10 protein-coding genes are annotated in these 13,067 nt (G+C 64.2%); 5 read left to right on the top strand and 5 right to left on the bottom strand.

Going from position 1 to position 13,067, the window contains the following annotated elements; translation table 11 throughout:
* Positions 1-261 precede the first annotated feature (261 nt).
* The 3 genes from CGS25_RS08985 to CGS25_RS08975 are packed head-to-tail and all read left to right on the top strand — an operon-like array spanning position 262 to position 3,162.
* Positions 262-1,395: a glycosyltransferase gene (locus CGS25_RS08985; RefSeq protein WP_089032059.1), complete on the top strand. Its 1,134-nt coding sequence runs from the start codon at positions 262-264 to the stop codon at positions 1,393-1,395.
* Positions 1,379-2,158, top strand: coding sequence for a DUF2334 domain-containing protein (locus CGS25_RS08980; RefSeq protein WP_089032058.1), 780 nt, complete (start codon positions 1,379-1,381; stop codon positions 2,156-2,158). Before CGS25_RS08985 ends, CGS25_RS08980 begins: the two co-directional genes overlap by 17 nt.
* On the top strand, positions 2,155-3,162 hold the full coding sequence (locus CGS25_RS08975; RefSeq protein ID WP_089032057.1) for a lysylphosphatidylglycerol synthase transmembrane domain-containing protein: 1,008 nt from the start codon (positions 2,155-2,157) through the stop codon (positions 3,160-3,162). Before CGS25_RS08980 ends, CGS25_RS08975 begins: the two co-directional genes overlap by 4 nt.
* 212 nt (positions 3,163-3,374) lie before the next feature.
* On the opposite strand, the gene CGS25_RS08970 is transcribed toward CGS25_RS08975, so the two are convergent.
* Positions 3,375-5,093: a sulfatase-like hydrolase/transferase gene (locus CGS25_RS08970; RefSeq protein WP_089032056.1), complete on the bottom strand. Its 1,719-nt coding sequence runs from the start codon at positions 5,091-5,093 to the stop codon at positions 3,375-3,377.
* 109 nt (positions 5,094-5,202) lie between these two features.
* Between CGS25_RS08970 and CGS25_RS08965 the strand changes: the two genes are divergently transcribed.
* Complete coding sequence (locus tag CGS25_RS08965) at positions 5,203-6,147, top strand: LysR family transcriptional regulator (RefSeq protein ID WP_101675276.1); 945 nt, start codon at positions 5,203-5,205, stop codon at positions 6,145-6,147.
* Between the two features lie 231 nt (positions 6,148-6,378).
* On the opposite strand, the gene CGS25_RS08960 is transcribed toward CGS25_RS08965, so the two are convergent.
* Positions 6,379-7,782, bottom strand: a complete 1,404-nt coding sequence (locus CGS25_RS08960) for an MFS transporter (protein ID WP_232802337.1) — start codon at positions 7,780-7,782, stop codon at positions 6,379-6,381.
* A gap of 476 nt (positions 7,783-8,258) precedes the next feature.
* Here CGS25_RS08960 and CGS25_RS08955 point away from each other — a divergent pair, with 476 nt between their 5' ends.
* Positions 8,259-9,443: a porin gene (locus tag CGS25_RS08955; RefSeq protein ID WP_157933802.1), complete on the top strand. Its 1,185-nt coding sequence runs from the start codon at positions 8,259-8,261 to the stop codon at positions 9,441-9,443.
* Positions 9,444-10,316: 873 nt separating this feature from the next.
* Here the strand turns inward: CGS25_RS08955 and CGS25_RS08950 are convergent.
* From CGS25_RS08950 to CGS25_RS08940, 3 genes are read right to left on the bottom strand one after another with little or no spacing between them, the layout of a single operon-like run.
* Positions 10,317-11,216, bottom strand: coding sequence for an alpha/beta fold hydrolase (locus tag CGS25_RS08950; protein WP_101675274.1), 900 nt, complete (start codon positions 11,214-11,216; stop codon positions 10,317-10,319).
* A gap of 12 nt (positions 11,217-11,228) precedes the next feature.
* On the bottom strand, positions 11,229-12,605 hold the full coding sequence (locus tag CGS25_RS08945; protein WP_232802336.1) for an MFS transporter: 1,377 nt from the start codon (positions 12,603-12,605) through the stop codon (positions 11,229-11,231).
* 42 nt (positions 12,606-12,647) lie between these two features.
* The gene (locus CGS25_RS08940) at positions 12,648-13,067 is read right to left on the bottom strand and encodes a Zn-ribbon domain-containing OB-fold protein (protein WP_101675273.1); all 420 of its coding nucleotides are present in this window, start codon (positions 13,065-13,067) and stop codon (positions 12,648-12,650) included.

Genomic DNA, 13,067 nt, shown 5'->3' with positions numbered 1-13,067 from the left:
CTTCAAATGCGTCTTTTTGTGTCGTTTTACAAGCCTTTACCTTCCCAGTGCCACTTAAACTGATCGCTAAGTGATATTTTACCGCCGCTTACTTGAACCCGCGCCCGGTTCCTTCTATCAAATAACACAGAGGCTTTGCACGGTGAAGCAGCGAGCAGAGCGAGAGGGTTCGGGCGAAGGCCGGGGAACGGCCGAGAAGGCAGCGGGATAGCGCTTCGGCCTGAACGCTCACGACGATAAGGGACGATGAAGGAGAGCCGCTTGAAAATCGTCGATACCACTTTGTTTTATACCCAGTCCAGCGGCGGGGTTCGCACTTACATCGACAGCAAGCGAAAAGCGCTGCTCCAGCGCCCGGGCATTCACCATAAAGTGGTCTACCCGGGGGCGAAGGCCCTGTTTGATGGCGATTTTATTCAACTGCCGGCGATCAACCTGCCGATGGCGCCGGGTTTCCGCTTCCCGGTGCGGGTACCGTTGTGGGGCAACGTGATGGCCGGCTTGCAGGCCGACATTATTGAAGCCGGCGACCCCTATACCCCGGCGTGGGCGGCGCAACGGGCGGCGCGTCTGTTGGATGTGCCGGCGGTGGGTTTTTACCATTCCGATCTGTTCACGCTGATTCATAATCGCGTCAGCCGTTTTCTCGACAGCAGCACCCGGTTGTACATCAACCGTCTCTATGAAGGGTTCGATCTGGTGCTCAGCCCCAGCCAGGTGATGGCGGAGCAGCTGCACCGCTGTGGTATCCGCGACGTGCGCGTGCAACCTCTCGGCGTGGATCTGTGCGCCTTCCACCCCGATCACCGTCGTACCGACGCGAGAAGCGAACTGGGCCTGAGCGAGGACCAGCCATTGCTGGTGTTCGCTGGCCGTGGCACCCAGGAAAAAAACATTCCGGTTCTGCTCGACGCGATGCGCGCACTGGGTTCGGACTACCATCTGCTGTTGATCGGCACCGGTTTGCAACCGGACGCCCCCGACAACGTATCAGTGATTGACCAGTTCTGTGCCACCGAAGACGTGGCCGGCTGGATGGCCTCCGCCGATGCCCTGGTGCACGCCGGCGATCAGGAAACCTTCGGGCTGGTGGCACTGGAAGGCATGGCCTGCGGGCTACCGGTGGTGTGCGTGGACGCCGGCGCGCTGCCGGAAGTGGTGCCCGAGCATTGCGGCCGCCGCGCGCCGCCCAACGACGGCCCGGCGATGGCCGAGGCGGTGCGCGATCTGTTCGAACACGCCGACCCGAAAGCCATGGGTCGCGCGGCGCGCGCCTACGTGGAAGAGCGCCACAGTTGGGACGCGGTGGTGGAAAGTCTGTTGGGGCATTATCGGCGGGTGCTGGGCAGTCGCGGCGAAGCACTGCTGGCGGGCACCAATGAAACCCACTCCTGAGCGCGCCGCCTTTCTGTTATCCCTGCACGATGTGGCGCCGGTCAGTTGGCCTCTGTATCGGGATTTCCTCGACCAGTTGAGCGATCTGCAAGACGTGAGGTGCACCCTGTTGGTGGTGCCCCATTTTCATCGCGGCGTCGTCGCCGCCGACGACGCCGGCTTCTGTGCCGCCATGGTGGCTCGCCAGGCACGCGGCGACGAATTGGTGCTGCACGGCTATACCCACACCGACGACGCCTCACCACCGCGATCGCCCGGCGGCATTTTACGCCGGCGCATTCTCACCCACGAAGGGGAGTTCGCGGCGCTCGATGAGCGCCAGGCCCAGGCGCGCATCGACGAGGGCCTGGCGTTGTTCCACGCCCAGAACTGGCGGGCGGCGGGCTACGTGCCGCCGGGCTGGGTCAGCAACGCCGCCGGCCGGCGGGCGATTACCGCCGCCGGCTTCGCCTACCGCACCGACGCCCATGCCCTGTACGCGTTGCCTTCCGAGCACCGCTTGCCGTTGCCGACCCTGGTGATGTCGTCGCGTTCGGCCTGGCGGCGCACCCTGTTCGCCGCGCTCAACCGGCACCGCCTGCGGCGCTTCCACGATCAATCGGTGCTGCGCCTGGCGATCCATCCGGTGGACCTGCGATTCGCCGATTCCCGGCGTTTCTGGCTGGACACCATCCGTGATCTGCACGGCCGCCGCCGCAGCCTGACTAAACAACAGTGGCTCGCCGAACAGACGCTGCCCACGCCGCGCCGGGAGGCCGCATGAAACGCCACTGGGTGGTTTTGCTGTTCGTCGCCGTGCTGGTGGGCGCGTCGGTGCCGCTGATTCTCGGCGGCAAGGGTTTGTTTATCGAATTGCTCAAGGTGCCGCCCAGCTGGTTGCTGGGCATGGTGGCGTTGATTTTCCTGTGCTGGAATCTCAATGCCCTGCGTTTGCGCCTGATGCTCAAGGGCCGCGCCCGCCACCTCAGCCACCGCGCCGCGCTGGCCACGGTGATGGCCACCGAGTTCACCCTTAACGCCACCCCCGGTGGCAGTGGCGCGCCGTTCGCCATGGCCGCCTTGTTGCGCCGCCATGGCGTCGCGCCGGCCACCGCCACGGCGGTGCTCGCCGTTGACCAGCTCACCGATTTGCTGGTGTTTTTGCTGCTGCTGCCAACGCTGGCGCTGTACGGCTTGTCCCGCTATCTGAATCTGGATGGCTGGTGGGAATTGGCGGTGCCGTTCGCGCTGCTCTCGGCAGGGCTGCTGTTGGTGGTGCTGATGGCGCGCGCCCATCGCCCGCTGCTCAGCACCACCGGGGAGTGGCTGCGCCGGCTGCGCGTGAAGCGCTCGCGCCGGTTTGGCCTGGCGCGTTCGATGCTGCGTTTTCGCAGCGGCATAGGAGACACCCTGGCGGTGCCCAAACGGCGTCTGCTGGCCATGTTTGGCCTGTGCCTGGCGCACTGGTTATTGCGTTATTCGGTGATCTGGCTGGCGGTATTGTCGCTCGGCGACCAGATCGACTGGGTCTACGGGTTCTTCGTGCAAATGGTGGCCATGGGCGCCGGGCACCTGACCCTGCTGCCCGGTGGCGCCGGTGGCGCGGAAGTCGCCGGCGCCGCCATGTTGAACCCATGGCTGGGCAGCCTGACTACCGCCACGGTGATCGTGGTGTGGCGCTTTATCACCTTCTACTGGTATCTGATCGCCGGCGGCCTGGTGATGCTGATCTTCACCGCCCGCGAAGCGCGCCGCGCCCGCGCCGCCTCGCCGCCATTAGGCGGGTGAAAAACAGGATGCGGGGAACAGGGCGGGGGCTTCAAGCTGCAAGCCGCAAGCCGCAAGCTACAAAAAGCGGCGCCGTGGCACACATTTGAAGCTTGAAGCTTGCAGCCGCCCGCCCGGCGGGCTGTTCCCTGTTCCGTTCAATAAAATACCCCGGCCGTGGCCGGGGCAGCCCCCCAAGGGCTTGAAAAGGGTGGGGTGTTATTCAGCGTTCGCTAGAGCGTGTACATCATTGACGGTCCTGGAAATTCCGAGCCGTTGTCTTCGCCCACTTCTTCCGCCACCAGAGCGTTGGTGCGGTTGCTCATTGCCATCAATAACGGTTTAACCTGCTCCGGTTTGGCGGCCAGATTGACCAGTTCGTCCGGGTCGTTGAGGGTGTCGTAGAGTTCCAGGTCGTTATGCCCGGTGAGGGTGTCCCAGTCTTTCGGGGTGTGGTGGCTGTCCGGGCTGAAGTAGCGGGCGAACTTATAGCGGCCGTCGTAGACCCCGCGATGCAGGCCACGGTTGCCGAGCTCGGGCCCCAGGCGAAGCTGCTTGAGAAACTCGGTCATCAGTTTCACCGGGGTGATTTCGTCGCCGTCCTTGACCAGCCGGCGGGTGGTTTCCGGGTCGGTGTAAAGCGTGACGCCATAGGCGAACAGAATGCCCTTGCGGTCGCGGTCGGTGACCTGGCCACCCAGGGCCGGGCTGAGGTCCACGCCAGGCGTGTCGCTTTGCCCCTGACCTTCGGTGGCCAGTGACACCAGCGTGGGCAGCAGATCCAGCGTCGAGCCGAGATTTTCCACGCTGCGGCCGCCGGCCACGTCCGGATGGCTGACGATCAACGGTACCCGGCTGTTTTCCTTGTAGATCATCGGGCCTTTCTGACGCAGGCCGTGGGCGCCGGCCATTTCGCCGTGGTCGGCGGTGTACACGATGATGGTGTTATCCAATTGCCCGCTTTCTTCCAGAGCCTGCAGTACCTGGTCGACCTGTCGCGACACGTCGCGGATGCAATTGAAGTAGTAGCTTTGATTGGCCAGCCAGGCGGCTTCGTCGTCGCGGTCCATGCGGCCATACAGGCTGTCGATCACCTGGGCGTAGGAACGGTGGCTCCACGGCTTGTCGTGCAGATCGTCCTTATAGAACGACGCCGGCAAACCAACCTGGGACCAGTCCCGGCGGTAAATCGGGTCGTGGGGCGCGGGGCGCAACGGTGCCATGAACGCCGGGTTGGTGCGTGAGCGCTCCTGTTTCTCACCGCTGGAAAAAAACATGATGTCGTGGGGATTGACGAAATTCACCGCCAACAGCCAGGGCTTATCCAGTTGCTGGCCGGTGCGCATCAGCCATTGGCTGGCCTCGCCGGAAACCATGCGATCGGCGATAAAACCCTGCCACACCGAGCCGTGCACATCGCCGGTGAGGTTGTATTCACTGAAACCGAATTGATCCAGCGCATCGGTTCGGCTGGGATAGCTGCCGTACATCAAACCGGGGCCGTCCTTGATGTCGGAAAGGTGCCACTTGCCTTTGTAGGCGGTGTGGTAGCCGAGCCGGCGAAAAACATGGCCGAGGGTGGGCAAATCCCGGTTCAGGGTGGGGAAGGGCGGCGCGTGTAGGTTGGCGGTCATGTGCGTGCGCATGGTGTGCTGGCCGGTGTACATCACCGAACGCGACGGCGAGCACGGCGAGGTGTTGGCGTAGTAGCGGGTGAAGCCGGTGCCGCGCGTGAGCAGTTTTTCGTGGGCGGGCAGATCCAGGGCGCCGGGCAGATCCTCCCAGCAGCGTTCCTGGTCGGACACCAGCAACAGCACGTTCGGCGGGCCCTTTGTGGCTGACGATGTGCCCTTGCCCAGCGCCGGGGCCGCCTTCAAGGCGGGGGCGGCGCCCAGGGCAGCGGCGCCCAAGGCGATGTTTTTGAGAACCTGGCGGCGTGTGATGTCGTCCATGCCCAACCCTCGGTACCTGTTGTTGTTTTGTTGCGTCTGACCGGGAGTATGCTTGGCGGATTCATAACAAGGGGTAATATATCCATGCATTTTCGAATTGGAGAGCGCCATGTGGCAGCTTCACCATCTGGCTCAGTTCCGCGCCGTCTATGAGCACGGCAGCGTGTCGGCGGCGGCCCGCGCCCTGGGTCTCACTCAGCCGGCATTGAGCCGCAGCCTGCAAAAGCTGGAGGAAAGCGTCGGCGCGGCGCTGTTTCAGCGCCATACCCGTGCGCTGCGGCCCACTGAGCTGGCCGCCTTGGTGTACCGCCAGGCGGTGCGGGTGCTGGACGAAGCCGCCGGCCTGGACAGCGTGATCGAAAGCTTCCACGACGGCCTGGCCGGGCTGGTGAAGGTCGGTTGTGGTCCGTTCGTTCCCGACATCGTCTCCCAGGCCCTGGCCCCCCATTTGCAGCGGCAGGGCACGGCGATCCGCCTGGACATTCAAACCGATCACTTCGAAGCGTTGCTGGAGGGCCTGTACGCCTACCGCCACGACTTTCTCGTCTACGACGTGCGTAAGCTGCAAGAGCTGCCGGATCCGGCCGACGGCGTGATTCAGCCGCTGCTGCGCATGCCGGTGCGGCTGGTCGCGCCGCGACAATGGCTGCGCGGCGCTGGCCACCGTGCTGCCCACGACCCGGACGCCGCCCTGCGCATGGTGTTGTCCCGCCCCTGGGCGTTGCCACGAGTGGCACCGGAATACGGCGCGCAGGCGCCGTTCTGGTTCCAGCGGGAATTACTGCGCCGGCGCGGCGCTGAGTTTCAACTGGGCACCATCAGTTCCTGTTTGGCGCTGTGCCGTAGCGGCCGGGCGATCACCATCGCGCCGGACATTCTGCTGACCGGTGACCGGGAAGCCGGAGCCATTGAGGTGCTGCCCCTGGACATGGGCGTGGTGGTGGAAACCGCCGCCTACCGGCTGCGTTCGCGGCCGCTGTCGGAAGCCGCCGGCCAGGTGTGGCGGATGATGAAAGCCGGCGTGGTCGCCGACAACGCTGGCGGCGGGGCATGAAGGCGGTTGTTCGCGGCGCCCGAAGGGCGCCGCGACACGCTGGCACGCGGCACGCTTCACGCAACATGCGCAATGCAAGCTTCAAGCTTCAGGCGACAACACGGGTGCGGCCATGGTGGGGCAAAGGCCGTGCCCGCGCTCCACGGAAAACTGAACACTGAACACTGAAAACTAAAAACTCGTCTCCACCCCCAACGCCCCAACGGCGTCGCTCCACGCCCCTTGGTAACCCTAAACCGCAGGGTCCGGGCGCTTGCGCAGGCGCGACAGGCTGACCAACACCGCCAGGGCATCGAAACCCGCCGCCATCAGCAGCGGCGCGACGATGCCGCCGCCGGTGAGCGCGAAGGCGAGCGCGGTGAGCGCCGCCCCGGTGCTTTGCCCAAGCAGGCGCGCGGTGCCTTGCATGCCGGCGGCGCCGCCACTGCGATGGCGTGGGGCGGCGCCGATGATGGCGCGGTTGTTGGGCGCCTGAAAGAAACCGAAGCCGAGCCCGCACAGGGCCATGCAAGGCAGCAAGGCCGCCAGCGATGGCTGGGCCGGCAGCGCGGCGATCAGCAGCAGTCCGATCAACTTCAACGACAGCCCCAGCGCGCACAGCGCGCCCACCGGGTAACGGTCCGACAGCCGCCCGGCGATCGGTGCCGCCACCACCACCGCCGCCGGCCAGGGCGTCATCAGCAGGCCGGTCTGCACCGGGCTGTAACCGAGGGTGTCGTGCAAGTAGAACGGCAGCACGATAAAGGCGGTGATCTGGCTGGCGAAAGCACACATTGACGTGCAGACGGCCAGCGCGAACGGCCGGCTGCGCAGCAAATCCACTGGCAGCAGGGGGGAGCTGCGATTGAGCTGACGACGCACCAACAGCCACAGCACCGTCGCCGCCAGCGCGATTTGTGACAGCGACCAGGGCCAGTAGACGCCGTGAGAGAGGCCATCGATGGCGGTCACCAGCAAACCGATGCCGAGCACATTGAGCACCGCGCTAAGAAAATCAAAGCGATGGCTGGCGCGGGGGGTAAACGGCAGGCTGCGCGCGGCCAGAAAAAACGCCACACAACCCAGGGGAATGTTGACCGCGAACAACCACGGCCAGTCGCCCACCGACAGAATCCCCGCCGCCACCGTCGGCCCGATGCCGGTGGAGAACGCCACCACCATGGCGCTGATACCGATGCCTTTGCCCAGTTTCCGGGTCGGATAAATAAAGCGGATCAGGGCGGCGTTGACGCTCATGATGCCGGCCGCGCCAAGCCCCTGAAAAAAGCGCGCCGCGGCCAGCATCGGCAACGAATCGGAAAAAGTGCAAACCAGTGAGAACACGGTGAACAAGGCCAGCCCGGCCAGGTAGACGCGCCGGTAGCCAACGATGTCGCCCAACGCGGAAAGCGGCAGCAGAGTGGTCGCCACGGCGATCAGATAGGCGTTCACCACCCACACCGATTCGGAGGCGCTGACATTCAGGTTGTCGGCGATCACCGGCAGCGCCACGTTGACGATGCTGCTGTCCATCACCGCCATGCCGGTACTCACCGCCACCGCCAGAATGGCCCAGTAGCGCTGCGGTTTGGGGACACCGTCTTGCGGTGGAAGGGGGGATGAGGTGTCGCTTTGGGGGAGGGCGCTGGGGGACAAATCATGGCTCCGGCTGACAGGGCACCGATCGGGGGATTTGCTAATGGCGCGACATGATACCCCTCCTGACGAACTTTGCGCGCCTGTTGATACCAATGAATCGTTTCATTTTTGTACTGCCATGCAGAATTAAATATTTCTATGCGGAACAAAAAGCCGCTTAAAGGGATAGCCCGAGTGTGCCGGAAAGAATCCGTCTTGGCGGTTAAGAAAGCCGCTGAACCTCCTTGTTCGCTGTATTCGCATCGCTATATTCGAGGCCCGGAACAGATCCGTGATCATTGAAATTCTCTGATCCATGTTCCGCAATGCGAAATAAAAAGGCACCTGACAAATCCGACGTTTCGTTAGTAAAGCAAGCCTTATTTCCGACCATCCGGCTCGGGAGCCATGACGGAATCAACGAAGCGGCGTGTCGGGGGCTTTCCTCGAGCCGGGGCGCACGCCCGGCCGTACAACAACAAGAGGAAGTGGAAATGACAATCAAGAAAACCGCGCTGAGCCTGGCGCTGGGATCGGTGGGATTGCCCTCCATGTTGCTGCTCGCCAGCAACGCTTACGCGGTCAGCTTTCCGGTCAATCTGGACAGCGACGAGCAAACCGCCGAGACCTTCGAAATCTACGGCAAGGTCCGCCTTTCGGTGGATTACGCGGATTCCGATCTGGGCGGCGCCGAAGAGAATAAATCCATCGGCCTCACCGACGGCAGTGTCGGGCTTTCATCCAACACCACCATCATCGGCTTTCGCGGTTCTTACGCGGTTAAAGAGCAGCCCTATACCGTGGTGTGGCAGGTCGAGCAGAACTTCAATCCGGACACCGCCACCGACGACACCTGGTCCAACCGGGACACTTTTCTTGGCGTGGAAACGCCGTTAGGTCTGTTCCGTGTTGGTCTGATGGACATCCCTTTTAAACGGGCGGGGCTCGCTAACACCATATTCGTGACCACCGTTGGCGACCCCTTCGCGATTCTTGGTAAGAGCTCGCAGAACGGTTCACGACTGGACCTGCGCGGCTCCAACTCGCTGTATTGGAACGGCGAAGTCGGCGATGTAAAGCTGGCGGTACAGTACGCTCTGGATCAGAACAAGGTTGCCTACGATCAGCCCGGCGGCGACGTCAACGAGGGCAACCAGGGTTTTATCGATGACAACGACGGCGACATGTTCAGTGCCAGCGCCGGTTATGACCTGGGGCCAGTAACGCTGACCGCGGCTTACGCCAACTATTCGGAAATCTACGGGGGCGAAGTGGAGGCCTGGCGGGCCGCCGCCAAATACACCGCCGGCGCCGCCAAGATGGGCGTTATCTTTGAGAACATCGATACCGACAGCGATGTGGCCGGTGGTTCCCTGTCCCGTTCGGCCTATGGCCTGTTTGCCCAGTACCGATTGCTGCCCAAGACCACCGTCGGCGCCCAGTGGATGCACGCGGATGAATCCGATCAGGCCGGCGGCGACGACGAAGCGGATCAGTTCTCCCTGGGCCTGTACCAGCAGATCTTCCCGCGCCTGAAGGTGTACACCCTGGCCACCACCACCCGTAACGGTGACAACGGCAAATACCGCACCGCCGATTACGCGCACGGCGACAAAGTCGCCACCGTCGCCGGCGGCGACCCGTTCGCGGTCTCGGTGGGCGCTGAATTCGTATTCTGACCGGGCTCTCCACCCGCGGCGCATGCCGCGGTCATAGTGACCTTGTGCCGCTTCTTCGGGAGCGGCTTTTTTTGCTTCATCGCGGTTTAGCGGGAATGGTCTCGAGCTGATCCATTGCCCATCGCCGCTGACGCCCTGTTGGGCGTTCTACTTTCTTGCTTGTCCAAGAAAGTAGACTAAGAAGGACACCCCGTTGTGTCGCCCTTCGGGTACCCGAGTCGCGGGAAATTGATGGCCGGGTCGGCGACGAGACGACATCCTGTCGTCCGCCGCGTCAGTTGGCCGTCCCTGGCCAACTGGCCCTATCAATTTCCCGCGCCTCGGCGACACAACAGGGGGAGGCCCTCCAGAGCGGCACGACCAGGCCGTCGCCGTTGGAGATAAAATCTGGCCAAGCAGTTTCATCCAAGAGTATTGACGGCTCTGCTAGCAAACCCGTGAGTAAAGCCCTTTCCCGGTAAGCCAATAGATCGACCTTAAACCCATCATGGGGACGCTAGTCTCTCAAGCGTCATTGTTGGCGCCAAACCGTGCCGTCACGGTCCTGGCGGTTTGGTGACCCGTGGCGGTGACGCTGCTCAGTGAGCGGGGCAAGGGCGGGGCCTGGCGGGAGCTGTTTGGCCAGGGATGGCCAAACAAACAGCGGCCAGGGATGGCATGAGCGGTCCCGGAAGGCACCGCCCTTGTCCCGCGTCCTCAATAGCGCCAACCAGACACGATCCCAAAAGACAATTCCCGCTAAAGCGGGATAAACCAAAAAAACCGACGCCGCTGCACCTCACTTGAAGCTTGAAGCCCCTGCCCACAAGGAACGGCATCCAATTCGGCATGGCCTCGCATGGTCCCCTGTTTTCTTTATCCTGTTCCGCGCTTTCAGGTGCGCTCGATGAATTCGAGCAAGTGGTGGGCAAGGACTTCGGGCTGGTCGTGATGGAGATTGTGGCCGGCGTTTTCGATCAGCGCCTGCTGGCCGTGGCGCAGACATTGGAAACGGTGCTGATAGAGGGCGTCGGTGGGGAACACGTTGGCCATGTAATGGGATTGGTCGCCGCGCAACCATAAGGTGGGCGCCTGAATCGCGGCCAACATGGTTTCAAAATGGTCCGCCGCCGGGAACGACAGCGGCAAACCGCGCAGGCGTCGCCAGTCGTCCATGTGCAGCATCAGCTCACCGCCGGCATCGGGCTGGCCGATGTGGCGGCTGAGAAAGGCGGCGCGTTCCGGCGTCAGCCGGGGGTTGGCATGACTCAGACGATCGGCCAGGGCAGCGCGGTCCCGGTAGGGGCGATGGCGAGGGCGTTGTTTGATGGTGTCGAGCCAGCCGGCCAGCCGTTGCGGGGCATCCGCCAGCGCCACCTGGGGCGGCCCGAACCCTTCCAGACTGATGCAACGGGCGACCCGCTCGGGGCGGGCGGCGGCGTACAGCGTGGCCACCTGACCACCATAGCTGTGGCCGACCAGGGTCACCGGTTGATCCGCGGCGCACTGGTCGAGCAGGGCATCCAGTATCGCCACGTCGTCGTACATCCAATAGGGGCCGGGCCGGCCGGGGGTATCGCCATAACCGGGCCAGTCGGGCGCGATCAGTCGCCAGCCGGAGCCCAGGGCGTCGGCAAGAAACTGAAACGACACCGAGGTATCCAGCCAACCGTGCAATAAAAACAACGTCGGTGCGTGCGGGTCGCCCCATTGGCGCAGATGGCAGTCGGTGCTTTGCAGGCGCACCACCTGGGAACGCGCCGTCGCGGGGTACGGGAAAGGGTGTTCGGACAACGGTGATCTCCGTCAGGGTGAGGCGGGCGTGCGCAGACGCAGCAGGCTGACCAGCGCGGCCATGCCGGCGGCGCCCGCGGCGACCAGCAGCGCGCAGGGAATGGCTTGCTGGGGGAACAGGCCGAATATCAAGGCGGTCAGCGAGGCCCCCAGGGTCTGGCCGATCAGGCGCGCGGTGCCCTGCATGCCGGCGGCGCCGCCGCTGCGGTGGGGCGGCGCCGAGCTCATCAAGGTGCGGTTGTTGGGCGCGTGGAACAGACCAAAACCGAACCCGCACAGCGCCATGCTGGCGAGCACCGCCGCCATCATCGGCGGGTCGGGCATGGTGGCCAGCAGGATCAAACCGACCAGTTGCAGGGCCAGGCCCAGCCCGCACAGCGCGCCGGCGGCGTAGCGGTCGGCCAGATGCCCGGCGATCGGCGCCATGATGATCACCGCCAGCGGCCAAGGCGTCATCAGCAGGCCGGTCCAGACGGCGCTGTAGCCGAGCCCGTCGTGCAGATAAAAGGGCAGCGTGATGTAAGCCATGGTCTGGCCGGTAAAGGCGCACATGGAGGTGCCGACGGCCAGCGCGAACGGCCGGATCTTCAGCAGGTCGACGGGCAACAGCGGCGATGGCCGGGACAGTTGCCGGCGCACCAGCCAGTAGAGAATCAGCAGCGCGCTGACCAGCTCGACCAGAATCACCCAGCCCGGCACACCGTGAGCGAGGCTGTCGATGGCGATCACCAACAGGCCGATACCAAAGGCATTGAGCAGCGCGCTGATCACGTCGAAACGGTGCGACGAACGGGGCGTGTGGGGCAGGGTACGCGCCGCCATCACCATCGCCAGGCAGCCGATCGGCACATTGATAGCGAACAGCCAGGGCCAGGTGCCCACCGACAGAATGCCGGCGGCGGCGGTCGGGCCGATGCCGGTGGAGACCGCCACCACCATGGCGTTGATGCCCACGCCCTTGCCCAGCGAGCGGGCCGGAAAAATAAAACGCACCAGCGCCACGTTGACGCTCATGATGCCGGCCGCGCCCAAGCCCTGCAGAAAACGCGCGGCGGTCAGGGTTACCAGGGAATCCGACAGCGCGCACAGCAGCGAGGCGACGGTGAACACCAGCAACCCGCCCCGGTAGACCCTGCCGTAACCGATGATCTCGCCCAGCGACGAGAGCGGCAACAGGGCAATCGCCACCGCCAGCAGGTAGCCGTTCACCACCCAGATGGATTGCGCCGGCGCGATTCGCAGTTGTTCGGCGATGGCGGGCAGCGCCACGTTGACGATGGTGTTGTCCATCACCGCCATGCCAATGCTCAACGCGGTGGCCAACAGCGCCCAGTAACGCCGGGGCACGGGCAGCCCTTGTTCAGCGTCGGTATGGTCAATAGCAGTCAATCGGATTCTCCGGCCGCGCTGTGCGGCGGCTCACCGCCTCGATCAGCGCTCAGGCGCCGCCTCTGGCTGGAACAGCGGCAACACGGTTTCGCCGTCGCCGAGCGGTTGATAGACCACCGTCACCGATTGGCCGATGTGCACCTGATCGGGACGGTCCACCAGCACATTGGTGAGCAGGCGCGGCCCTTCTTCGAGATCCACCAGCGCCACCACGTAGGGGGTGATGGCCTGAAAAGCGGGGCCGGCGGGGCGCCGCGACACGGTGTAGCTGTAGACGGTGCCGCGGCCGCTGGCGTTTCTCCACTCCAGATCATCGCCATGACAGCGCGGGCACAGCGCGCGCGGATAAAAGAACGCCGCCGCGCAGGCGCGGCAGTAGGGCAGGCGCAGTTGTTGGCGGGCGGTGCCTTGCCAAAACGGACGGCTGTCGTCGTCGATCACCGGGGCGGGACGATTGGTCAT

The sequence above is a fragment of the Alloalcanivorax mobilis genome (assembly GCF_002864685.1).
Lineage (GTDB): Bacteria > Pseudomonadota > Gammaproteobacteria > Pseudomonadales > Alcanivoracaceae > Alloalcanivorax > Alloalcanivorax mobilis.
The sequence above is the reverse complement of the archived record's forward strand: the minus strand, read 5'-3'. Positions and strand labels throughout refer to the sequence as shown.

Excerpts from the sequence above, each read along its gene's own strand:
- CGS25_RS08980 (WP_089032058.1), top strand. The coding sequence starts at position 1,379 with ATGAAACCCACTCCTGAGCGCGCCGCCTTTCTGTTATCCCTGCACGAT.
- CGS25_RS08975 (WP_089032057.1), top strand. The coding sequence starts at position 2,155 with ATGAAACGCCACTGGGTGGTTTTGCTGTTCGTCGCCGTGCTGGTGGGC.
- CGS25_RS08970 (WP_089032056.1), bottom strand. The coding sequence starts at position 5,093 with ATGGACGACATCACACGCCGCCAGGTTCTCAAAAACATCGCCTTGGGC.
- CGS25_RS08965 (WP_101675276.1), top strand. The coding sequence starts at position 5,203 with ATGTGGCAGCTTCACCATCTGGCTCAGTTCCGCGCCGTCTATGAGCAC.
- CGS25_RS08955 (WP_157933802.1), top strand. The coding sequence starts at position 8,259 with ATGACAATCAAGAAAACCGCGCTGAGCCTGGCGCTGGGATCGGTGGGA.
- CGS25_RS08940 (WP_101675273.1), bottom strand. The coding sequence starts at position 13,067 with ATGACCAATCGTCCCGCCCCGGTGATCGACGACGACAGCCGTCCGTTT.